We start from the raw sequence: 21,524 nt of genomic DNA, 5'->3' as shown, positions 1-21,524 counted from the left end.
AGCCTTATGGCCTAGAACAAGCTTTTCAGCTTATCTTTTAATTTCTCTTTCAATTTGTCTTGTTCTTCGTCAACCTTAGCCTTTGCTTTCTCTTTCAATTCCGCTTTAGCAAGGTCGGCCAATATATGACCAAACCCTTTTACATCTGGGCGACACAAGCCCGCTGGATCATCACTGAATTTTCCTTTACAAACAACAGGAAAAGCCAAATCCGTTAATGTTTTATCGACTCGGCAAGCGTGGTCTAACTCACTCCCTGCTATGGCAACATTGACTTGATAATCTAACGATTTATTCACCAAAGAAACATCACCATCTCCGGTTACCGATACACCGGCTGAGGTCATCACTAGACCAGGAGTAGAGACATTTCCGTTAACAATATGAATAGGAAAATTCATACTTTCAAATGGCGTATTGGCAGAGAAATTATTGCCCGACAAGGACTCTTTGCGAATGGCTGCAATGCCTTGGCAGACCGTCTTGGTTAAGTTCACACCGTTCAGAGTGCCATTGGTGATTTCGGCTAAAAAGTCTCCATTTAAACTCGACATCAGAGCATCTACTTGATTGCCCTTTGCGCTTAACTCACCTGTTAATGAGGTAGTGCCTGAGAGTTTATCAAGGTCCATAAAGTCCTTAAGCAATGGCTGAATTTGAATACCTTGTACACGAGAGGAGACATCCAATGTTGGTGTATTTGTCCGAGCGTCGTACGTCGCATCAACGGTGGATTTGCCTTTGTATAAACTTACCGCAGCAGGCGATATGTGCACAACGCCATTGCCCATGGTGGCATCTAGGTTCACGCTATTCAGTTGCAGCTTTTTCACGGTTAGATTTTTAAATTCAAAGCCGAGATGACCGTTTAAAGAACGCACTAGATCCAACGGAACAAGGTCTGCGGTAGCAGCATCATTGGATCCTGATGACGTAACATCGCTATCAGACGGTGTTGCAGCGACTGTTTTCGCACTACTTTTGCTGTCTTTAGGGTCTGCTGGAGGTGGTAAATAACGATCGATATCAAGGTTTTCACCGGTAATGTTAGCATCCCAACGAAGCGGTGATAGTTCTGCAACCACATTGGCTTGCAGGTTGGTGTCATCCAACATGAGCGACATCGGCTGTATAACAACCTTGTCTGTACTGCCCTCTATTTTCACGTCTCCACTGGCTTTGCTCAATACTGAGCTATCTGCCATGTCTGGAATAGTAATATGCAGCTGCTTTAATACATCGCGTGGATTAAATTCCCCAACGGAAACAGACGCGGTGTATTGTGGATCGCTAAGTACTTGATACATTTTAACTTTTGCATTGAGATTGACACCCAATGTACTGAGTGACATGCCATCCATAAACAAGTTTTCTTGTGGTATGTCCATATCCACTTGTTTTATATCTACATTGGCTTTCAATGGGCTAGCAGGCAGAGCGTCGCCTTGTAATTCTGTCGACAACGACATATTTGCTAACGAAAACACTTCACGCTCAGGAAACACGGTTAACTTAGCGGTTAGCTTGCTAGAGATGGTTAATGCATTTTTTCCATTCAGATCACTTTGTTTGATGACTGCATCCATCACCATTGGCCATGCTTTATTCCATTGAACATCACTTAGGTTAACATTGAACGTAGCGTCTATTTTCTGATTGGTTTTTGCATCTCGATAAACGACCTGTGCGTTATCAATCTGTAATTTATCTAACTTAATATCTGGGATGACTGATTTTTTAGCCCCTGATGACGTTGCTTGATAAGCGTTTGACGTTTGGCTATTCGCGATACTAGGCGTGGTCTTATTGGTGTTTTTTGACGCTGGCTCGGCAAAAGATCGCTGCCAGTTTCCTCGTCCTGATTTATCTACACTCAAATTGGCTTTAAGGTTAACCAAGCGAACTTGATCCACTTGGATGGACTGCTTTAATAAGGGCAAAATCGCGAGGCCGAATTCAGCACGATCAAATTGAAGTATCTCTGGGTCGTCACCCATCGCAACACCTATATCATCTAATTCTATGCCGAGCCAAGGAAAGAAGGACCACTGGATATCGCCATCGATACGAAGATGTATGTCTGCTTTTTCTAACGCGACTTTCTGCAATTCTGTTTTAAATGAAGCAGAATTTACAAAATACAGAGCATAAGCCAATATTGCAGCCAGCAACACAAACAGCACACCGATTACTATTCCGATTCTTTTTAGCCATGTCATAGACGTAAATCCTTAAATCCAGTTCGCTTATTTAGTAACATAATAGCACTCGAACCCTAGGTTTATCGATCCAATAGCAACAACTCATCAAAAACGGCGTGTAAAGGATAGAAGCCTGAGACCCCTCGTTCTATAATGGCGACTACTATGCTTTTCAATGGCAATTTTAAACGGCACTCAAAACCGACTGCCTAACCCGTGATGACTACGCGTCACGATTCAACGTGGAGAACACAATCAATGTCCGACCGCATTGCTAGCGTCGAGCGTAATACGCTTGAAACTCAGATCAAGGTATCCATTAATTTAGATGGCACTGGCCAATTTAAGTGCTTCACGGGTGTGCCTTTTCTTGACCATATGCTCGAACAAGTCGCTCGCCATGGCTTGATCGACTTAGATATTCACGCGGTTGGTGACCTTCACATTGACGCTCACCATACGGTAGAAGATTTGGGCATCACCTTGGGCCAAGCATTTGATATTGCCGTGGGCGACAAAAAAGGCATCAAACGTTACGGCCACGCCTACGTTCCATTAGACGAAGCGCTTTCTCGTGTGGTGATCGATTTTTCTGGTCGTCCAGGCTTAGAAATGCACGTACCTTTTACGCGCGGCTCTGTGGGCGGTTTTGATGTGGACTTGTTCTCCGAGTTTTTCCACGGTTTTATCAACCACGCCAAAGTCACTCTGCACCTAGACAACCTTCGTGGTAAGAACACTCACCACCAAGCGGAAACCATTTTTAAAGCATTTGGTCGTGCCTTACGCATGGCGCTAGAAGTGGACGAGCGCATGGCAGGTCAAATGCCATCGACAAAAGGCTGTTTGTAGGATTCTTGCATGAATGACGTTAAAAAATCGGTAGTGGCCGTTATTGATTACGGTATGGGCAACCTGCATTCGGTCGCCAAAGCATTAGAATTTGTTGCTGATGAAAACACCCAAGTGGTCGTCACCAGTGACCCTGCGGTGATTGATGCCGCAGACCGTGTGTTATTACCCGGTGTCGGCGCGATCCGCGATTGTATCGGTGAAATGTATGATGCCGGTTTAGTCCCCTGTATTCGCAAAGCGATGGCCGAAAAGCCATTTTTGGCGATTTGTGTCGGTATTCAATCTTTAATGTCGCACAGTGAAGAAAACGGCGGCGTCGATTGTTTAGACCATTTCAAAGGCAATGCGCTTTTCTTTGGTGAGCAACACAAAGACCATAACGGCAGTAAGTTAAAAGTGCCACACATGGGTTGGAACCAAGTAAAACACACCATTGATCATCCTTTGTGGAAAGGTATTCCAGACAACGCACGTTTTTATTTCGTACACAGCTTTTACGTTGTGCCAGAAAATAAAAGTGAAGTGGCAGGGACCTGTGATTATGGTTTGGAGTTTTGCGTGGCCTTGTCTCGTAACAATGTTTTTGCGGTGCAATTCCACCCAGAAAAAAGCCATAAAGACGGTCTCCAACTATACAAGAATTTCATTCACTGGGATGGCAAGCCATCTTCGGCCAACAACGATTAGGAGCCTGTTATGGGATTAGCAAAACGTATTATTCCTTGTCTTGATGTGGACAATGGCCGAGTCGTAAAAGGCGTTCAATTTCTCGACATTCGAGACGCTGGCGACCCAGTTGAAGTGGCCAAACGCTACAACGAGCAAGGCGCTGACGAAATCACGTTTCTCGACATTACCGCCAGTTCGGATGACCGCGCGACCACGGTTCATATGGTGGAAGCCATTGCCAGCCAAGTATTTATCCCTCTCACCGTGGGTGGTGGTATTCGCACCTGTGAAGACATTCGCCGAATGCTAAATGCAGGCGCGGACAAAGTCGGCATTAACACGGCGGCGGTGTTTAATCCTGAATTCGTTCGTGAAGCGGCACAGCGTTTTGGTTCACAATGTATTGTGGTGGCGATTGATGCGAAAAAAGTCAGCGCGGAAGGCGAAACCGACAAGTGGGAGATCTTCACCCACGGTGGTCGTAAACCAACCGGGCTAGACGCTGTTGAATGGGCGAAGAAAATGGTCGAGTACGGAGCAGGAGAAATCTTGTTAACCAGTATGGATCGCGATGGCACCAAAAATGGCTTTGATCTAGGCGTGACGCGCGCTATTAGCGAAGCGGTTCATGTGCCTGTTATCGCCTCTGGCGGTGTCGGCAATCTAGATCATCTTGTTGATGGCGTTCTTGAAGGCAAAGCCGATGCGGTGTTGGCGGCGAGTATTTTTCACTTTGGCGAATACAGCATTCAGCAGGCTAAAGATCGCATGAGCGACGCCGGTATCGAAATGCGCCTATAAGGTGTCACCTTTAAGCGCTGGTTATTGTTGAACGCTAATGGATAAACGCTAGCGATTTGCGTTAGTGACTAAGTATTAGCTATATACGCCCATTAAAAAGGCGACTTTCTGATGAAGGTCGCCTTTTTTATTAAACTTGTCCCGTCTGTTTCCTGTTTCCTGTTTCCTGTTTCCTGTTTCCTGTTTCCTGTTTCCTGCTTTCTAATTATTCACCGACGGTGTGAGTTCGTTTGGCGACATCACATTAAATTCAAACCAAATATCTTGTTCATTTCCATTCGCTTCAATCAAGGTTGCTTTCACTTGCCAGGTTACTTTCTGCTTCTCTGACTTTGGTAAACGAATATTACCGCGCCATTCAGTCGGCGCAGGCTTTTGCGTTAACATTATTGAGCTCACACCCATGTAGGTGTCTTTACAGCTTAGCGTTAATCGAACGGAGTTGGTTTTATTCGCTAAGTCTGGCGGTAAAGAAATAGACACTGGAATAGAGGTATTAACATGAATACCATTATCAAAAGCTAAAATAGCGGGCACGTCTTCGCCAGGCATAGCCACAGTGCATTCATGCTCTGTTTTATCACACTGGCCGATACTAGAAGTATCTCTTTGAGGCAGAATCCGATCTACTCCCCACGTTAGTGCCACTATAATAAGCAGCGTGAACACCAGCCAAAAAGCTATTTGTTTTAATCTAACGGTCATCATGTTTTCTCAAAATCGCCAGTCTTTAACAATGAATGAACCACCTATTTTACCGACTGGACAATACAATAACTACCAAGGACTAAGGAGTGATTCAGCAATCTTTCGTCAGATAGGAAATGTCAGCTTGCTGCCGATAAGCTCAGCCGAGTACAATCACGGTATTTATTTTTGCCTTATTTTATAGAAGGACGACTTCTTGACTACCTTAAACGATGCTTTAAATGCGCTGGCGACTCATTGCCAACAATCAGATTCTTCAGCAGCACTAACGTTTCATCGCGGAGTAGAGCGGGAAGCGCTACGTGTCGACCGCTTGCAAGGTCGCATTTCCCATAAACCACATCCAGCGGTGCTCGGTGCGGCATTAACTCACCCTTCAATCACCACAGATTATTCTGAATCTTTGATGGAATTCATCACTAAGGTTCACCCTAGTGTAGAAGGTGTGATTAATGAGCTGAATGAGATTCATAATGTGGTCAACCATGAGCTAGCCAAGCAAGACGAATGCTTATGGCCAGCCAGCATGCCCTGCTATCTAGAAAGCAATGAAGAAGTGCCCATTGCCTACTTTGGTGAATCCAATACAGGTAAATTAAAGTATGTATACCGTGAAGGCTTGTCCAATCGCTATGGTCGCATTATGCAATGCATCGCAGGTATGCATTATAATTTCTCTTTTGACGCGGCGTTTTGGCAGTTTTTAGCCGCACATAAAGGACAAACAGTACTGACTGACATGCAAAAGCAGACGTTTCAGTCAGATAACTATTTTGCCCTCATTCGTAACTTCCGTCGCAATTCATGGGTGTTGTCATTATTGTTCGGCGCTTCTCCGGCTATTGATGAGAGTTTTCTCAAGATAAAACCGAATAGTTTGTCTAGTTTGGAAAAAAACACCTGGGTTGGTGATAAAGCGACATCGTTACGCATGAGTGATTTGGGCTATCAAAATAAAGCTCAAGCCGATTTGTTTGTTTGTTATAACGAAGTCGATACTTATATTCAGACGGTTAAAAACGCACTGAAAACACCCTATCCGCGTTATCAAGAAATAGGCGTTAAAGTAGATGGTAAATATCGCCAACTGAACAGCAATTTACTGCAAATTGAAAATGAGTATTACAGCGACATTCGTCCAAAGCGCGTGACACAATCAGGCGAACACCCAAGCGCAGCACTTCAAGATCGTGGTGTGGAATACATCGAAGTGCGGATTATGGATTTAGACCCAGAGTCATCCATTGGTATGAAAGCTTCGACGCTTTATTTCATCGACGTATTCTTACTGTATTGCATGCTCAGCGATGACACTTTATTAGACAGCGACGAATGTCATCAACTGCGGATTGCCCAACAAGAAGTGGCGTCTCATGGTCGAGAACTGGACTCTTCCTTTGATTTCGGACAAGGACCAATCCGTCTGCGCGATAAAGCAGAACATCTACTTAGTGAACTGAAAATCGTTGCTCAGTTCCTAGTGAATCAAACAGGTAATAGCGCGTATTTAGACGCTATTAATGAGCAAGAAAATAAGCTTTCTGATGAATCCCTGTTACCTTCGGCACAGCTACTCGCTAAGTGCCAGCAAGCACAGGGGTTCCAGCCCGCCATGTTATCTATCGCTAATAAGCAACAAGCTGCTTGGCTAGCGTCTCCGTTGTCCGAGAAAACACTAACAACGTTTGCGGCTCTGGCTGAGAAGTCGATCGCGGAACAGAAACACATTGAAGACAGCGATGAGGTGGATTTCGATACTTTCTTAGCGGCTTATCAAGCCTCGTAAGTGACTGCCCCCTAAGATAAGCACAAAAAAAGCCTCAAATTGAGGCTTTTTTATTATTAAATATAGAGTTTAATGACTAAATATAAGTTTTCGTAACTAAATATCGGCGATTAAGCGTTTGGTGAAATTGGGATTTCGTCCAATTTATCAAATACCAACCACTCGGCAAGCTGTGTACGTAACTCATCAATGCCATCGTTATTTAGCGCAGAGAAGGTTTGTACTGTGCCATCCACCCCTTGACTGTTAATCGCTTTTTGCACCATTAACATGGTCGATTTAGCTGGGCCGCGTTTTAGCTTATCGGACTTGGTAAGTAATACGTGTACTTTCATGCCATTAGATTTTGCCCAATCTAACATCATTTCATCGAATTCTTTCAGTGGATGACGAATATCCATTACCAATACCACGCCTGCCAAAGAACGACGATTCATTAGGTAATCTTGCATGTGTGCTTGCCAAACTTTTTTCATGGCGATTGGCACTTTTGCAAAACCGTAGCCTGGCAAATCAATCAATCGTCTGTCGTCCACACTTAGGCCAAAGCAGTTGATCAACTGAGTGCGCCCCGGTGTTTTAGAGGTACGTGCCAATTTTTTCTGGTCAGTTAGCGTATTTAATGCCGTCGATTTACCAGCATTAGATCGACCAGCAAAAGCAACCTCAATACCTTGATCAAGTGGACATTGTGAAAGCTTTTCGGCACTTTTAATAAAGTGGGCGGAGCGGAAGATTGCGTCAAAAGGAGTCATAAGTTGGTATTCGTCAGTGGAATCGGAATTAGCGTTCACGTTTATTCATCGGTTGTATATAATGCCTGTAATTCGCTTTTTTTGCCATGTTTTCACCTGTAAATATGTGTTTAATTCAATCTTTCTCGCAGTTACTTGCACTAGGGTCAATTATGGTACGTTTGTGTCTTTGTCTTTTTATCTCATTAAGCGCCGCGTCTTATGCGCTAGCTAACGACACCATAAATCAAGGTAAAACACTTTCAACAACTTGCGTGGCGTGTCATGGCGAAGATGGCAACAGCAAAATAAGCCTGTTTCCTAAACTTGCTGGCCAACAACAAGGTTACTTATTAAAACAGCTTCTCGATATTCAATCCGGTAAACGCAACGTCCCGCAAATGACCGGTTTATTAACGACATACTCGCCACAAAACCTGTCCGCTATCGCCGCGTATTTTTCCACTCAAAAAACCACGTTGGGTAAAGCCTCTGCCAATAAAGTAGAACAAGGTGAAACACTGTTTCGTTTCGGCAACCCAGACTCAGGCGTACCAGCTTGTGCATCTTGTCATGGCCCTGCCGGTAACGGTCTAAATTCCGCAACATTCCCTGCTTTAGCGGGACAGTTTGAACAATACACAAAATCACAGTTAATTCAGTTTAAAACGGGGGGTCGCCACAATGATCCGTCTGAAATGATGCAAACAATTACCAAGAAAATGACAGATAATGAAATGGATGTCGTGGCTAATTATATTCAAGGACTCCATGAGTCGTCACAAAATCATGACAGAACGCATAAGAAATAAAAGAAATACGTCAAGCACTGAGACTAAAGCAGTAAGTTTTATGTAAACTTACTGGAATATTAGAACTTTATAGCAGACAAGCCATCGAATTAAATCGAAAATCTGGGCAACATGTTGCCAACCACTACAAACATCGATTATCAGGAGCTATCAATGAAAAAGCTGTTTTCAGCCCTAATTCTTACTTTACTCATTCCATTAACGTCCTACGCGCAGGATTACAGTGATGGACACGGCTATACAACCATCCCAACACCCGTTCGAACAGAAGATCCTAGCAAGGTTGAAGTGGTCGAAGTATTTTGGTTTGGTTGTCCGCACTGCTACCACCTTGAGCCTTATACACAAGCGTGGAAAAAGACTATTTCCAATGACGTAGACTTCAAATATTTACCAGCCGTATTTGGCCGTAATTGGCTCGCTCATGCGAAAGCGTTTTATGTTGCTGAATTATTGGGAATTGAAGGTAAAGTACACGAAGACCTTTACAATGCCATTAACGTGAAACGTGAACGCCTAAATACAGAAGACTCATTAGCGTCATTCTTTGCAAACTATGGCGTTAGTAAAGCTGAGTTCAAGAAACAGTACAATTCATTTGCTGTTGACAGTCGCCTTAGCCAAGCGGATGCGAAAATTCGATCTTATGGCGTTCGTGGCACGCCAACACTCGTGGTTAATGGCAAATACTTAGTGGATGCTGAAACCGCAGATGGCAGTGAAAACATCTACAAAGTCGTTAATTATCTGATTAAGAAAGAAGAACAAAACAAATAACCATTTAAGGTGAGGCTCCATGACGGATACTTCTCAAGACAAGCTAGTTAAGGCTTTACGTAAAGCCGTATCAAGGACGAGTTTACTAGCCGAAGGAAACAATCCTGAGCTGGACTCCGCTATCCGTCAAATTCGTTTGATAACCAAAGGCGCCGATGCGGCGGCGATTCAAACAATTTTGAATAATGTGGAGCCTCTTCTTCTACAAGCAGACGACGCTAAGTTAGCAAAAGCTAAGGCGTTTCGAGATACGCTACACGACTTAATCGATGTCCTTGAGCAACAAAATAAGACCATTCCACAAAGCGAGAAAAAAGCGTTTATTGCCTCTATTCGCTCTAATTGGGAATATTTGCCGTCCTGGCCTCAGTTGTTAAAAGAGTATTTGGCCCTTGTTGAAAATACCCTGTCTCAAGACGCCTCTACAGAAAAAAACAAAGACTCTCTTTTTAAACGTCTTTTAAAGCACTCCTCAGCTAAAAAAAAGACAAACAACCAAGATATTCTAAAACAGATAAGCCATACCCTTGCTGGTTTGCTCAATAACTTAGCCTTATCGAACGAATATGACAGTAAAATCAACGAAATTCAAAATACTCTAAGTCAAGACCAAGATTTTCAGAATCTCCCCAGACTGTTTGATGACGTAATCACTTTAGTGATGGTTGCTATTGGTAATACTCAGGAAGGATTAAGCTCTTACCTTAATGAATTAAATCAACAGCTTGCAGGAATAAATAACTCTATTATTAAGAACTATAGAAGCCAGAAGAGCTTATCTGAAAGCCGAGAAGGCTTCGACGCAACGCTGCAAAAACAAGTAAAAGATACCTCAGAAGCTGTCCAGAAAGCTGACAATTTAAGCAGCCTTAAACAACTCATCAGTGAGCGTATGGTCAATATTTCTACCACCATGACGCAATATCGCGACCAAATGCACAGCCAAGAAAAAATGGCGACCCAATCGATTACCCTATTAAAAAGTAAGGTAAACCGAATGGAAAAAGACACCCTTGCTTTACGCTCTAGCTTACAAGAAAAAATGGCTCAAGCGATGACAGACTCGCTAACCAATCTACCTAATAGAGCCGCGTATTCAGATAATATATTACCCTTGTGCCAAGCAAGCCATGAACAAAAACAAGCCCTTTGTTTGGCCGTGTGTGATATCGACTTTTTTAAACAGGTCAACGACACTTGGGGGCATTTAGCAGGGGATAAAGTATTGCGCTTAGTCCCCAGGCAAATTCGTCATGCCTTAGCAGACACAGATTTAGCATTTCGCTATGGTGGTGAAGAATTCGCTATTATTTTCCCTAATACGACATTAGCACAAGCGACTCATCGAGCTGAAGAGATCCGTAAAGAAGTAGAAAAAACACCTTTTAATGTGAATGGAGAGCCCGTATCTATTACTATCTCTATCGGCTTGGCCGAGTTAGCTGAAAACGAAGACCATGAAGCACTCTTTTCTCGAGCAGATAAACAACTCTACTCAGCAAAAGAAGCAGGCAGAAACACCGTGATGGCTGATAAAACTATCCAATAAAGCAGTACCCTAGCTAAGTTATGGCAGTTACAATGCTTTACTATTATGTACGCACCACAGTTAAAGAATTTGGCGCGTCTTGGCGCCCTTAGGATGAATGAGTTTATGCAAGACGATCAGAAAAAAACCACCGACTTTGGCTTTAAAGAAATCCCTACTGATGAGAAAGTACAAGCTGTTGCTAATGTCTTTCATTCTGTTGCCACCAAATACGACATTATGAACGACCTTATGTCAGGTGGCATACATCGCTTGTGGAAACGCCACACTATTAGCCAATCTGGCGTCCGCGCGGGTAACAAGGTACTTGATATTGCCGGTGGTACTGGTGATCTAACGCTCAAGTTTTCTCGCTTAGTTGGCAGTAAAGGGCAAGTCATCCTAGCGGATATCAATGATTCTATGCTGAAAGTAGGCCGTGATAAATTGGCTAACCATGGTGTGGTGGGTAATGTGCAGTTTGTTCAAGCCAACGCCGAAGAGCTGCCATTTCCAGACAACACTTTTGACTGCATCACGATTGCCTTTGGCCTACGCAATGTTACGGACAAATCTAAAGCACTGGCGTCTATGTATCGCGTTCTTAAACCCGGCGGCCGCTTATTAGTGCTTGAATTCTCAAAACCTGAATCCGAGGCATTGTCGCAAATATACGATCAATATTCTTTTCGTTTATTGCCTTTCATCGGTAAAGTGATTGCTAATGATTCGGAAAGTTACCGCTACTTAGCAGAATCTATTCGTATGCATCCTGACCAAGAAACACTAAAGGGAATGATGGATGACGTTGGCTTTGAGCGTACTAGCTATCAAAATATGACTGGCGGTATTGTCGCATTACATAAAGGGTTTAAATTCTAATATGCTAAGAAGTGCCTTGCGTTTAATTCGTATCATTTTTACGGTGATTCGTTTCCGCCTTGATGCGCTCGTTCCTTTTGATAAGCTACCTTGGTATTTGCGTTACACCATGGGGGTAGTCTGTCGATTTGGTAGACAAAGAGCGCTCAAAAATCGCGGAGAACGATTGCGTTTAGCGCTAGAATCGCTTGGCCCTATCTTCGTGAAATTTGGGCAAATATTGTCTACACGCAGAGACCTTCTTGATGATGATATTGCTGACGAGCTAGCTAAGCTGCAGGATAAAGTGCCTGCATTCTCTGGTAAAACCGCTCAAGCAATTATTGAACGAGACCTAAAAGCACCAGTAAGCGAACTCTTCGCTGAATTCTCAGCCACGCCGCTTGCTTCTGCATCCATAGCTCAAGTTCATACCGCTAAACTCCACTCTGGTGAAGATGTTGTGGTAAAAGTGATTCGACCAAATATCGAAACCACTATTCGTCAAGACATAGGCCTACTTTATACTCTGGCCCATTTTGTCGCGAAAACCAGCTCTGATGGCCGTCGCTTACGACCTGTCGAAGTAGTGACTGATTACGAATACACTATTTTGGATGAATTAGACCTTGCTAAAGAAGCCGCTAATACAGGCCTATTGCAACGAAATTTCACGGACTCCGAATTACTTTATGTGCCGCAAGTTTACTGGGACTTTTGCCATAAAAATGTCATGGTTATGGAGCGTATATCCGGTATTCCAGTTGCAGACATCAAAGCATTAAACGCCGCTAAGGTAGACATGAAATGTTTAGCTGAGCGTGGCGTCGAAATATTCTTCACTCAGGTGTTCTCTCATAGCTTTTTCCATGCAGACATGCATCCTGGCAATATTTTTGTCGACGTATCTAATCCGCTTAAACCCAAATATATTGCCATCGATTGCGCAATTATGGGCAGCTTAGACGATGCCGATAAGAATTATTTAGCACGCAATCTTTTGGCGTTTTTCAAACGCGATTATCGTCTCGTTGCTGAATTACATGTGGAAAGTGGCTGGGTACCAAAAGAAACGCCAGTTCATGCTTTTGAATCCGCTATTCGAAGTGTATGCGAACCTATGTTTGCCAAACCACTTAAAGACATTTCTTTTGGGCAAGTGCTAATTGGTCTGTTCCAAACCGCTCGACGCTTTAATATGGAAGTCCAACCTCAACTTGTTTTACTTGAAAAAACACTGCTGAACATCGAAGGGCTTGGCCGCCAGCTTTATCCCGATTTGGACTTGTGGGTGACTGCGAAACCTTTCTTGGAACGCTGGATGCACGAACAGATGGGGCCAAAGCGCATGATAGAAGAAATGCGCAAACAAGCGCCAGAATGGGCGGGCCAATTGCCTAAAATTCCAAATTTGATCTTTTCTGCTCTGACTCAAATTTCTCACCAAGAAGAGCGCATGCAAGCACAAACAGCTGCGATACTTGAACTAGGTAAAGAAGTAAAACAAAGCAGACGCGGCATACCATTTAGACTACTGGGCATTGTCAGTCTAGGCGCGGCATGGTTAACCATAGACCCAGAGTCACTTCAATACCTTCAAAGTGCCGACATTTTGAGCGTTTCGCTCTTTTTTGTAGGCTTATACTTATTGATACTAAAACCGTAACATTCGTGAGATTATAATGAAAACCGACGTATTAGCCGAACTTTCTATCACCCTAGAACAACGCAAAACAGCGGCAGCTGATTCATCTTATGTTGCCAGCTTACACGCGAAAGGGTTGAATAAAATACTCGAAAAAGTAGGTGAAGAAAGCATAGAGACTATTATTGCAGCGAAAGATGCATTGGTTTCGAAAGATAATTCAGAAGTAATTGGTGAAACAGCTGATTTATGGTTTCACACATTAGTGATGCTTTCCCATCTTGATTTAGGCCCTGATGATGTTTTAAATGAGCTAGCGCGACGATTCAACTTATCAGGCTTGGAAGAAAAAGCTAACCGCACTAAATAGGAGTACATACATATGTTAGGTGGTATCAGTATTTGGCAATTGCTCATTGTTTTAGCAATTTTAGTTCTTATTTTTGGCACTAAAAAACTGAAAAACCTAGGTGGCGATTTAGGTGGTGCAGTTAAAGGCTTTAAAGAAGCCGTTAACAAAGAAGATGACGCAGAAGAGGAATCGAAGACAGCGCAAAGCAAAGTCATCGAATCAGAAACTAAAAAAGACGACAAGAGCGCTTAATCTGTGTTCGATATTGGCTTCTCAGAACTATTAGTTGTATTCGTAGTGGCCTTGATTATTCTTGGCCCTGAACGGCTTCCTATTGCCGCTAAAACAGCAGGCCTATGGATTCGTAAGATTCGCCGTACTATTAGTACGGTGCAGCGGGAAATAAACGCCCAATTGGATCAAGAAGAACTACAGCAAAAAATCGAGCAGACAAACAAGCGCATTTTAAAAGAAGGCAACGACATTCAAAACATGATCACGCCTTTACCTGAATCAATGCTCGCTGAAAAAGCAGACATTGATGCTGAAAAATCCAACACTGTTGCGCAAGCAGAAGAAAATATAATCCTGCAAGGCGCATTAGAAACAGAAAACTTGGCGCCGTTATCAACTGAACCAACAAACCAGCTAGAAGAAGAGAACATTACGTTAGACAATACGATTACTAGCAATGAGCTCAATCCATCTAAGACTCGTGACTCAGAAACTAATGCAGATAAAGTAAGTACAGATAAAATAAGCACAGACAAAGCAAGTACAGACGATAAAACCAGCACAACTGACACCTCTCGCCCTTAATTCACTGGCAGATTATTAATACTATGAGTACTGATTCTTCTTCCCAAGCGCCGCTTGTTGCCCATTTAATTGAGCTAAGAAATCGATTATTAAAATCAGTGATTGCTGTTTTAGTCATTTTTATTGGCTTATATTATTTTGCCAATGATCTTTATATGATCGTCTCTGAGCCATTACGCCTATTATTACCAAAAGGCAGTTCACTAATCGCCACTGAGGTTGCATCGCCATTTTTAGCTCCGCTAAAGCTGACATTTGCGATTTCAGTGTTAATTTCTATCCCCTATACCCTCTATCAAGCCTGGTCTTTTATCGCACCAGCTTTGTACAAAAACGAAAAAAGAATCGCCATCCCACTACTCGTATCCAGCATTATCCTTTTCTACGGCGGTGTACTTTTTGCGTATTTTGTTGTGTTGCCGCTTATCTTTGGTTTTTTTACAACAGTAGGCCCTAGTGATGTGACTGTGATGACAGACATCAACAACTACCTTAACTTTGTCCTTAAGCTGTTTTTCGCTTTTGGCGTCACGTTTGAAATTCCTATTGCCACTTATCTTTTGATAAAAGCAGGCGTGACAACTGTCGCAACTTTATCTAAGAAACGCCCATATGTTTTTCTTGGCTGCTTTGTCATAGGTATGCTTATTACACCACCTGATATTTTCTCTCAGACGCTGTTAGCTATCCCTATGTGGCTACTTTTTGAATTAGGCTTGCTGGCAGGAAGAACAGTGAAAGTTGAAATAGAAGAACCAGAAGACGACTCAGAGCAAGTTTAACAATCCATTGCTCTGTCAAAATTTTGTTAATAAAGCGGCTTGTTATCCACAGCCGCTTTTTTATGATCTCGCGATGATTGAATCCAGACGTTAATCCAACATAAAGGTCACTGGACCGTCATTAGTAAAGGATACCTTCATGTCAGCACCGAAGCGGCCTGTCGCGACACGATCGTACTGTGAACGAACTTTATCCACAAAACAATTAAATAAACGTTCGCCTTCAACGGGCACTGCCGCTGTGGAAAACCCAGGACGCAGACCCTTTCTCGTGTCTGCCACTAAGGTAAACTGAGACACCAACAAAACACCACCGCCGACTTGCTGAACATCTAAATTCATCTTGCCATTTTGATCGGAAAACATACGATATTTGAGCAATTTATCGGCGAGGCGCTGCACATCCTGCTCTGTATCACCCTTTTCGATCCCCACCAAAACAAGCTGCCCATGATCGATCGCTCCAATGATCTCACCCTCCACCATGACACTAGCATTCAATGCTCGCTGTACTAATACCTTCATTTTCAGCTCCTTTTTCTATCAGGCACTTATCGTTAAGATTCTATCTAATACATACGCATCCAACACATTGCTCGTAACACTTTTACAAACCCCAGATAAAACAAAAGCGCCCGAAGGCGCTTATGTCGCTCCTGAACTTATTTGCATAAGTTCATTTGCTGCTGCTCTTTTAAACCACTCTGACGAGTTGCTTGTTAAAGAATGGCGATGTCTTACTTACGACCGTTACGTTTACGCTCGTTTTCAGTTAAGTATTTCTTACGAACACGAATACTCACTGGTGTTACTTCTACCAATTCATCGTCTTCGATAAATTCAAGTGCTTGCTCAAGTGTTTGCTTGATTGGTGGCGTAAGCGTTAACGCTTCATCCGTACCAGAAGCACGTACGTTAGTCAGCTGCTTACCTTTAACAGGGTTAACGGCTAAATCGTTATCACGTGAGTGAATACCGATAATTTGACCTTCGTACACTTCAACAGCGTGACCTAGGAACATACGACCACGGCTTTGTAAATTAAACAAAGAGTAAGCGGCTGTTTTACCAGTAAGCATGCTTACTAATACACCATTTTTACGACTTTGAACTTCACCGTCTTTCACTGGACCGTAGTGATCAAAAACGCTTGTCAAAATACCAGAACCAGACGTCAATGTTAGGAACAAGCCACGGAAACCGATAAGACCACGTGAAGGCATCATGAATTCAAGACGTGTACGGCCTTTACCATCTGGCTCCATGTTTGTTAGCTCACCTTTACGTAAGCCAATTTCTTCCATGATAGAACCTTGATGCTGATCTTCAACATCGATTACTACCATTTCGAAAGGTTCAGATTTAACACCGTCGATTTCTTTCACAACAACTTCAGGACGAGATACGCCCATTTCGAAGCCTTCGCGACGCATTGTTTCGATCAATACAGACAAGTGAAGCTCACCACGACCAGAAACAACAAATTTATCTGGCGTATCACCTTCTTTTACACGAAGTGCTACGTTATGGATAAGCTCTTGGTCTAGACGGTCTTTGATGTTACGAGTCGTAACAAACTTACCTTCTTTACCAGCAAACGGAGAATCGTTTACGATGAATGTCATGCTTACTGTTGGCTCATCTACCGACAACGGTGGAAGCGCTTCAACACAAGTAGGATCACATAAAGTATCAGAAATACTTAGGCCATCAATACCATTAATACAAACGATGTCACCAGCAGACGCTTTATTAGTGTCTACACGGTCTAGACCGTGGTAACCCTTAACGTTTACTACTTTACCTTTACGCTCATCGCCATTAGCCGATTTTACAATCACCTGTTGGTTAGGAGAAAGGCTACCACGTGTGATACGGCCTACACCGATTACACCAACATAGCTGTCGTAATCCAATGCAGAAATCTGCATTTGGAAAGTACCTTCTGGATCAACATCAGGAACTGGAACGCTTTCTACGATCATTTCGTACAATGGCGTCATGTCATCCGCTAGGTTGTCTGGATCAGTACCAGCTTGACCATTGATTGCAGAAGCGTAAATAACAGGGAAGTCTAACTGTTCTTCTGTTGCGCCAAGGTTATCAAAAAGATCAAAAACTTGATCCATAACCCAATCAGGACGAGCGCCAGGACGGTCAACTTTGTTGATAACAACAATAGGACGCAAACCTTGCTCAAATGCTTTAGAAGTTACGAAACGCGTTTGCGGCATTGGGCCATCAACAGCATCAACCAATAGACATACACAATCGACCATAGATAGTACACGTTCCACTTCACCACCGAAATCGGCGTGTCCTGGTGTGTCTACGATGTTGATGCGGTAATCATTCCACATGATTGACGTGTTTTTCGCCAATATGGTGATACCACGTTCTTTTTCTTGATCGTTGGAATCCATGATGCGCTCTGAACCTTCATCTTTACGATCAAGAGTACCAGATTGACTCAATAGTTTATCAACCAAGGTAGTTTTACCATGGTCAACGTGCGCAATGATGGCTATATTGCGTAACTTGCTAATATCATTAGACATTTTAATTCTCTGCATTAAGCGTAAGCAAAAAGATATATCGCTGCTTGGCTCGAGCAGCTATGCTCTTCAAGCGCGGTGAATCTCAGTACGGGGTAAAATTCGCGCAATTGTACCCTTATATTGATGAAGATCCCATTAAAGTAACTAAAAAAGTCAACAAATAATCTTCACAGGGTATTTTGAGGGAATAAAAGCACGCCCGAGATCTATTTATGACAAATATATTTTCATCAATAAATAGATCACGTTCATGATCGTTTTTTACGGTAAGTAAATTCCGACGTTGGAATGCCCTTTACCTAATAAATAGGAAGCATGCATCCGACTCATTACACCCTTTCCGCAATACAATAAATGCATCACGTCTTGGTCTAATGAGGACCACGTCGAATCCAACGCAAAAAATGGTACGATTTTAACTGGACGACCACTGACTTTTAATGGACGCTTTATCGATTCATCTGGGTGACGAATGTCTATAATAACTTCATCCGCTACAGGCATGCGCACAACAGGCACTTCGCCTTGGTATTGTTTGTCGACATCGTCCATGACATTCTGAATCGACATAACACGAGTTTCATCAATGGCTTTTTCTAATACAGCGAAGTCGAATTTTTCCTCTTCCCGCTGAACTTTTTGCATTTTTGCTCGCGTCGTCGGCTTAACAGAAATTACACCACAAAACTCAGGCATACTGGCCGCAAACGTTGCCGTACCAATATCGATCGCTTTGTCTATAATTTCTTGTTTATTAGTAGTGATTAATGGACGAATGACCAACTCATCGGTCACCTGATCAATCACTTTTAAATTAATCAAGGTTTGACTAGAAACCTGCGCCACACTTTCGCCCGTCACCAGTGCTTTCGCGTTAACACCTTCCATCACTTGAGACGCCGCTCGTAACATCATGCGTTTCAAGACAACCCCCATTTGAGAGTTATCCACTTTCGTCAAGATCTCTCCAACAACATCTTCAAAAGGAACGGTGACAAATTTTACCGTCAAACCAGAGCCGTATTTTTCCCACAAAAAATGAGAGACTTGTTTCACACCAATTTCGTGCGCATCGCCACCCAAATTAAAGAAGCAAAAATGCGTTTTTAAACCACGACTCATGGTCATATAAGTACTTACTGTGGAATCATAGCCACCTGAAATCAACGACAGTACAGAGTCTTGAGAGCCAATCGGATAACCACCCAAGCCTTCAACCCGCTGTTCGATCATCCAAACTCGATTATCACGAATATCAATTGGCACCAGCACATCAGGGTTTTTCAGACGAACACTGTGCGCACCAGATTTGGCTTTCAAACAGCCACCAATATAGCGTTCTGCTTCAACAGAGGTGAAGTCGTGATGTTTGCCAACACGCTTAACTCGCACTGCAAACACGGCATCCTTTAAGACGTCGCCATAAGACACCAATGCTTCGTCCACAACACCGTCAAGATCCACTAATGGAAACTCACGAACAAATTGAAAGTGTGCGATACCGGCGGTATTAGATAGAGCGTCAATAAAGTCGTTACGCAAATCGTCACGTTCAGACAACACCTCAATGAAATCCCAGTTCCCTGCTACCACAACATCGACGTCGTGCTTTTTAAGCACCAGTTTTATGTTTTGGCGAAGTTGCTTGATAAATGATTTTCTTACAGGACGGCTTTTGATGGTTATTTCAGCGAAAAACTTAACAATAAATTTCATAAAGAGTGCGTTGCATGCCAGATAATTAAAAACGGAACTTATTATAAAGAAAAGGCTAGAAGGACGAAAACAATATATTCGCACCATTTATGAGCGCAAAGATACTTATCGCACCAAAAAGTGACAATGGTTTTTGAAATGCTCTATCGTAAAGCAATAAAATTGTGCATTTTCAACCGCTAATTATGTTATCTTGTTGTTATTAAAGGTTTTAAATGAACGCCCAAAATTCTGGCACAACTTGTGCTTAGTTATTTACCATCAGCGCTTCACCTTGAAGCAATTTTAAATACTATGTCGGAAGAAATTTCGTTTTAATTACATTGGAGAACCAACTATGTCTAACAAGACCCTTGCCTTGATTGCTGAGCACGACGTGAAGTGGGTTGACCTTCGCTTTACTGATTTTAAAGGTAAAGAGCAACATGTAACGATTCCAGCAGTTACTGTAGACGAAGAGTTTTTTGAGAACGGCCAAATGTTCGACGGTTCTTCTATTGCAGGCTGGAAAGGCATTAATGAATCCGACATGATTATGATGCCGCAGGACGACACTGTTGTTGTTGATCCTTTCACTGAAGAGTCTACTTTGATCGTTCGTTGTAACATCATCGAGCCTTCAACTATGCAAGGCTACGATCGTGACCCACGTTCTGTTGCTCTTCGCGCTGAAGAATTCCTAAAATCAACCGGTCTTGGCGACACAGCATTTTTTGGTCCTGAGCCTGAATTCTTCATCTTTGATGATGTTCGCTGGAAAACAGACATGTCTGGTTCAACAGTAGAAATCAACGCTGAAGAAGCTGCTTGGTCTTCTAACAAGAAGATTGAAGGCGGCAACATGGGTCACCGTCCTTTCGTAAAAGGCGGCTACTTCCCAGTTCCACCAGTTGATTCTCATCACGATCTACGTGGCGCAATGTGTGGTGCGATGGAATCTATGGGCTTGGTTATTGAAGTTCATCACCATGAAGTTGCCACTGCTGGTCAAAACGAAATCGGTGCTAAATTCAACACGCTAGTTAAGAAAGCTGATGAAGTTCAAATTCTTAAGTACTGTGTTCATAACGTGGCTCACGCTTACGGTAAAACAGCGACTTTCATGCCTAAACCAATCGTTGGCGATAACGGTTCTGGTATGCATGTTCACCAATCTTTCTGGAAAGACGGCGAAAACCAATTCGCTGGTGATCAGTACGCTGGTCTATCTGATATGGCGCTTTACTACATCGGCGGTATCATCAAGCACGCGAAAGCATTGAATGCGTTCACTAACGCGTCAACTAACTCTTACAAACGTCTTGTTCCTGGTTTCGAAGCACCTGTTATGTTGGCTTACTCAGCGCGTAACCGTTCTGCTTCTATCCGTATCCCATTCGTTGCAAGCCCTAAAGGCAAACGTATTGAAGCTCGTTTTCCTGATCCAACCGCTAACCCATACCTAGCGTTCTCTGCTATGTTGATGGCGGGTATTGACGGAATTAAAAACAAGATTCACCCTGGCGATGCAGCAGACAAAGATTTGTACGACCTTCCAGCTGAAGAAGCAGCCGCTATCCCTCAAGTTGCTAGCAGCTTAGAAGAAGCGCTTAAGTGTCTAGACGAAGATCGTGAGTTCTTAACTCAAGGCGGCGTATTCTCTAATGACATGATCGATGCTTACATCGACCTAAAAGCAGAAGAAGCTCAACGTGTAGCGATGACAACTCATCCGCTTGAGTTTGAACTTTACTACAGCCTATAAGTTTAGATATTAAATAATACCCAGAAAAGCCCCGATCCAATTTGGGGCTTTTTTTTGCCCTCAAAAAAAACAAAGATTCATGGCTGCACCAAAAAAAGGCACAATGACGTATCGCACCCAGGAAATAGTCTATTAAATCAACATTCCTGACCGCCCATTGTTGGTTCGTATTTTGC

General features: G+C 43.0%; 20 protein-coding genes. 14 read left to right on the top strand and 6 right to left on the bottom strand.

Annotation, left to right across the window (positions count from 1 at the left end; genetic code table 11):
• Positions 1-11: 11 nt before the first annotated feature.
• Positions 12-2,219 carry an AsmA family protein gene (locus V6259_RS02410; protein ID WP_341583170.1) on the bottom strand — a complete coding sequence of 736 codons (2,208 nt, stop codon included), beginning with the start codon at positions 2,217-2,219 and terminating at the stop codon, positions 12-14.
• 240 nt (positions 2,220-2,459) lie between these two features.
• Here V6259_RS02410 and hisB point away from each other — a divergent pair, with 240 nt between their 5' ends.
• From hisB to hisF, 3 genes are read left to right on the top strand one after another with little or no spacing between them, the layout of a single operon-like run.
• Positions 2,460-3,053, top strand: coding sequence for an imidazoleglycerol-phosphate dehydratase HisB (gene hisB, locus V6259_RS02405; protein ID WP_341583169.1), 594 nt, complete (start codon positions 2,460-2,462; stop codon positions 3,051-3,053).
• Between the two features lie 9 nt (positions 3,054-3,062).
• Positions 3,063-3,743 carry an imidazole glycerol phosphate synthase subunit HisH gene (gene hisH, locus V6259_RS02400; protein WP_341583168.1) on the top strand — a complete coding sequence of 227 codons (681 nt, stop codon included), beginning with the start codon at positions 3,063-3,065 and terminating at the stop codon, positions 3,741-3,743.
• A 9-nt stretch (positions 3,744-3,752) separates the two neighbouring features.
• Positions 3,753-4,526, top strand: coding sequence for an imidazole glycerol phosphate synthase subunit HisF (hisF, locus tag V6259_RS02395; protein ID WP_133013068.1), 774 nt, complete (start codon positions 3,753-3,755; stop codon positions 4,524-4,526).
• 201 nt (positions 4,527-4,727) lie between these two features.
• Here hisF and V6259_RS02390 read toward each other — a convergent pair whose 3' ends face one another.
• Complete coding sequence (locus V6259_RS02390; RefSeq protein ID WP_341583167.1) at positions 4,728-5,234, bottom strand: hypothetical protein; 507 nt, start codon at positions 5,232-5,234, stop codon at positions 4,728-4,730.
• Positions 5,235-5,430: 196 nt separating this feature from the next.
• On the opposite strand from V6259_RS02390, the gene gshA reads away from it, so the two are divergent.
• Positions 5,431-7,020, top strand: a complete 1,590-nt coding sequence (gshA, locus tag V6259_RS02385) for a glutamate--cysteine ligase (protein ID WP_341583166.1) — start codon at positions 5,431-5,433, stop codon at positions 7,018-7,020.
• 110 nt (positions 7,021-7,130) lie between these two features.
• Here the strand turns inward: gshA and yihA are convergent, their stop codons facing one another.
• Positions 7,131-7,775 (bottom strand): ribosome biogenesis GTP-binding protein YihA/YsxC, encoded by a 645-nt coding sequence (yihA, locus tag V6259_RS02380; RefSeq protein WP_133013090.1) that lies wholly within the window; start codon positions 7,773-7,775, stop codon positions 7,131-7,133.
• A gap of 152 nt (positions 7,776-7,927) precedes the next feature.
• Between yihA and V6259_RS02375 the strand changes: the two genes are divergently transcribed.
• The 9 genes from V6259_RS02375 (at position 7,928) to tatC (ending at position 15,330) form a co-directional block, all read left to right on the top strand.
• Positions 7,928-8,566 carry a c-type cytochrome gene (locus V6259_RS02375; RefSeq protein ID WP_341583165.1) on the top strand — a complete coding sequence of 213 codons (639 nt, stop codon included), beginning with the start codon at positions 7,928-7,930 and terminating at the stop codon, positions 8,564-8,566.
• Between the two features lie 153 nt (positions 8,567-8,719).
• Entirely contained in the window at positions 8,720-9,343 is a 624-nt protein-coding gene (locus V6259_RS02370; RefSeq protein ID WP_341583164.1) for a thiol:disulfide interchange protein DsbA/DsbL, read from the top strand.
• Positions 9,344-9,362: 19 nt separating this feature from the next.
• Positions 9,363-10,892 (top strand): GGDEF domain-containing protein, encoded by a 1,530-nt coding sequence (locus V6259_RS02365; RefSeq protein WP_341583163.1) that lies wholly within the window; start codon positions 9,363-9,365, stop codon positions 10,890-10,892.
• A 105-nt stretch (positions 10,893-10,997) separates the two neighbouring features.
• Entirely contained in the window at positions 10,998-11,753 is a 756-nt protein-coding gene (gene ubiE / locus V6259_RS02360; protein WP_133013089.1) for a bifunctional demethylmenaquinone methyltransferase/2-methoxy-6-polyprenyl-1,4-benzoquinol methylase UbiE, read from the top strand.
• A gap of 1 nt (position 11,754) precedes the next feature.
• On the top strand, positions 11,755-13,398 hold the full coding sequence (gene ubiB / locus V6259_RS02355; protein WP_341583162.1) for a ubiquinone biosynthesis regulatory protein kinase UbiB: 1,644 nt from the start codon (positions 11,755-11,757) through the stop codon (positions 13,396-13,398).
• 16 nt (positions 13,399-13,414) lie between these two features.
• The gene (locus V6259_RS02350) at positions 13,415-13,747 is read left to right on the top strand and encodes a phosphoribosyl-ATP diphosphatase (protein ID WP_341583161.1); all 333 of its coding nucleotides are present in this window, start codon (positions 13,415-13,417) and stop codon (positions 13,745-13,747) included.
• Positions 13,748-13,759: 12 nt separating this feature from the next.
• Positions 13,760-13,981 (top strand): Sec-independent protein translocase subunit TatA, encoded by a 222-nt coding sequence (tatA, locus tag V6259_RS02345; protein WP_133013060.1) that lies wholly within the window; start codon positions 13,760-13,762, stop codon positions 13,979-13,981.
• A 3-nt stretch (positions 13,982-13,984) separates the two neighbouring features.
• Complete coding sequence (gene tatB / locus V6259_RS02340) at positions 13,985-14,548, top strand: Sec-independent protein translocase protein TatB (protein WP_341583160.1); 564 nt, start codon at positions 13,985-13,987, stop codon at positions 14,546-14,548.
• Between the two features lie 23 nt (positions 14,549-14,571).
• The gene (tatC, locus tag V6259_RS02335; RefSeq protein ID WP_341583159.1) at positions 14,572-15,330 is read left to right on the top strand and encodes a twin-arginine translocase subunit TatC; all 759 of its coding nucleotides are present in this window, start codon (positions 14,572-14,574) and stop codon (positions 15,328-15,330) included.
• A gap of 90 nt (positions 15,331-15,420) precedes the next feature.
• On the opposite strand, the gene dtd is transcribed toward tatC, so the two are convergent.
• The 3 genes from dtd to thiI all read right to left on the bottom strand — a co-directional run bounded on the left by dtd (position 15,421) and on the right by thiI (position 19,604).
• Complete coding sequence (gene dtd / locus V6259_RS02330; RefSeq protein WP_341583158.1) at positions 15,421-15,855, bottom strand: D-aminoacyl-tRNA deacylase; 435 nt, start codon at positions 15,853-15,855, stop codon at positions 15,421-15,423.
• Between the two features lie 212 nt (positions 15,856-16,067).
• Positions 16,068-17,888: a translational GTPase TypA gene (typA, locus tag V6259_RS02325; RefSeq protein ID WP_341583157.1), complete on the bottom strand. Its 1,821-nt coding sequence runs from the start codon at positions 17,886-17,888 to the stop codon at positions 16,068-16,070.
• Between the two features lie 261 nt (positions 17,889-18,149).
• Positions 18,150-19,604, bottom strand: coding sequence for a tRNA uracil 4-sulfurtransferase ThiI (thiI, locus tag V6259_RS02320; protein WP_133013055.1), 1,455 nt, complete (start codon positions 19,602-19,604; stop codon positions 18,150-18,152).
• A 337-nt stretch (positions 19,605-19,941) separates the two neighbouring features.
• Between thiI and glnA the strand changes: the two genes are divergently transcribed.
• Complete coding sequence (gene glnA, locus V6259_RS02315) at positions 19,942-21,348, top strand: glutamate--ammonia ligase (RefSeq protein WP_341583156.1); 1,407 nt, start codon at positions 19,942-19,944, stop codon at positions 21,346-21,348.
• The last annotated feature ends 176 nt before the right edge of the window (positions 21,349-21,524 follow it).

It is taken from the genome of Marinomonas sp. TI.3.20 (assembly GCF_038155025.1).
Classification (GTDB): Bacteria; Pseudomonadota; Gammaproteobacteria; order Pseudomonadales; family Marinomonadaceae; genus Marinomonas; species Marinomonas flavescens.
The sequence above is the reverse complement of the archived record's forward strand: the minus strand, read 5'-3'. Positions and strand labels throughout refer to the sequence as shown.

Excerpts from the sequence above, each read along its gene's own strand:
- hisF (WP_133013068.1), top strand. The coding sequence starts at position 3,753 with ATGGGATTAGCAAAACGTATTATTCCTTGTCTTGATGTGGACAATGGC.
- yihA (WP_133013090.1), bottom strand. The coding sequence starts at position 7,775 with ATGACTCCTTTTGACGCAATCTTCCGCTCCGCCCACTTTATTAAAAGT.
- V6259_RS02375 (WP_341583165.1), top strand. The coding sequence starts at position 7,928 with ATGGTACGTTTGTGTCTTTGTCTTTTTATCTCATTAAGCGCCGCGTCT.
- typA (WP_341583157.1), bottom strand. The coding sequence starts at position 17,888 with ATGTCTAATGATATTAGCAAGTTACGCAATATAGCCATCATTGCGCAC.
- tatA (WP_133013060.1), top strand. The coding sequence starts at position 13,760 with ATGTTAGGTGGTATCAGTATTTGGCAATTGCTCATTGTTTTAGCAATT.
- V6259_RS02410 (WP_341583170.1), bottom strand. The coding sequence starts at position 2,219 with ATGACATGGCTAAAAAGAATCGGAATAGTAATCGGTGTGCTGTTTGTG.
- ubiB (WP_341583162.1), top strand. The coding sequence starts at position 11,755 with ATGCTAAGAAGTGCCTTGCGTTTAATTCGTATCATTTTTACGGTGATT.
- thiI (WP_133013055.1), bottom strand. The coding sequence starts at position 19,604 with ATGAAATTTATTGTTAAGTTTTTCGCTGAAATAACCATCAAAAGCCGT.
- V6259_RS02350 (WP_341583161.1), top strand. The coding sequence starts at position 13,415 with ATGAAAACCGACGTATTAGCCGAACTTTCTATCACCCTAGAACAACGC.
- ubiE (WP_133013089.1), top strand. The coding sequence starts at position 10,998 with ATGCAAGACGATCAGAAAAAAACCACCGACTTTGGCTTTAAAGAAATC.
- V6259_RS02390 (WP_341583167.1), bottom strand. The coding sequence starts at position 5,234 with ATGATGACCGTTAGATTAAAACAAATAGCTTTTTGGCTGGTGTTCACG.
- hisB (WP_341583169.1), top strand. The coding sequence starts at position 2,460 with ATGTCCGACCGCATTGCTAGCGTCGAGCGTAATACGCTTGAAACTCAG.
- V6259_RS02370 (WP_341583164.1), top strand. The coding sequence starts at position 8,720 with ATGAAAAAGCTGTTTTCAGCCCTAATTCTTACTTTACTCATTCCATTA.
- hisH (WP_341583168.1), top strand. The coding sequence starts at position 3,063 with ATGAATGACGTTAAAAAATCGGTAGTGGCCGTTATTGATTACGGTATG.
- dtd (WP_341583158.1), bottom strand. The coding sequence starts at position 15,855 with ATGAAGGTATTAGTACAGCGAGCATTGAATGCTAGTGTCATGGTGGAG.
- V6259_RS02365 (WP_341583163.1), top strand. The coding sequence starts at position 9,363 with ATGACGGATACTTCTCAAGACAAGCTAGTTAAGGCTTTACGTAAAGCC.
- tatC (WP_341583159.1), top strand. The coding sequence starts at position 14,572 with ATGAGTACTGATTCTTCTTCCCAAGCGCCGCTTGTTGCCCATTTAATT.
- glnA (WP_341583156.1), top strand. The coding sequence starts at position 19,942 with ATGTCTAACAAGACCCTTGCCTTGATTGCTGAGCACGACGTGAAGTGG.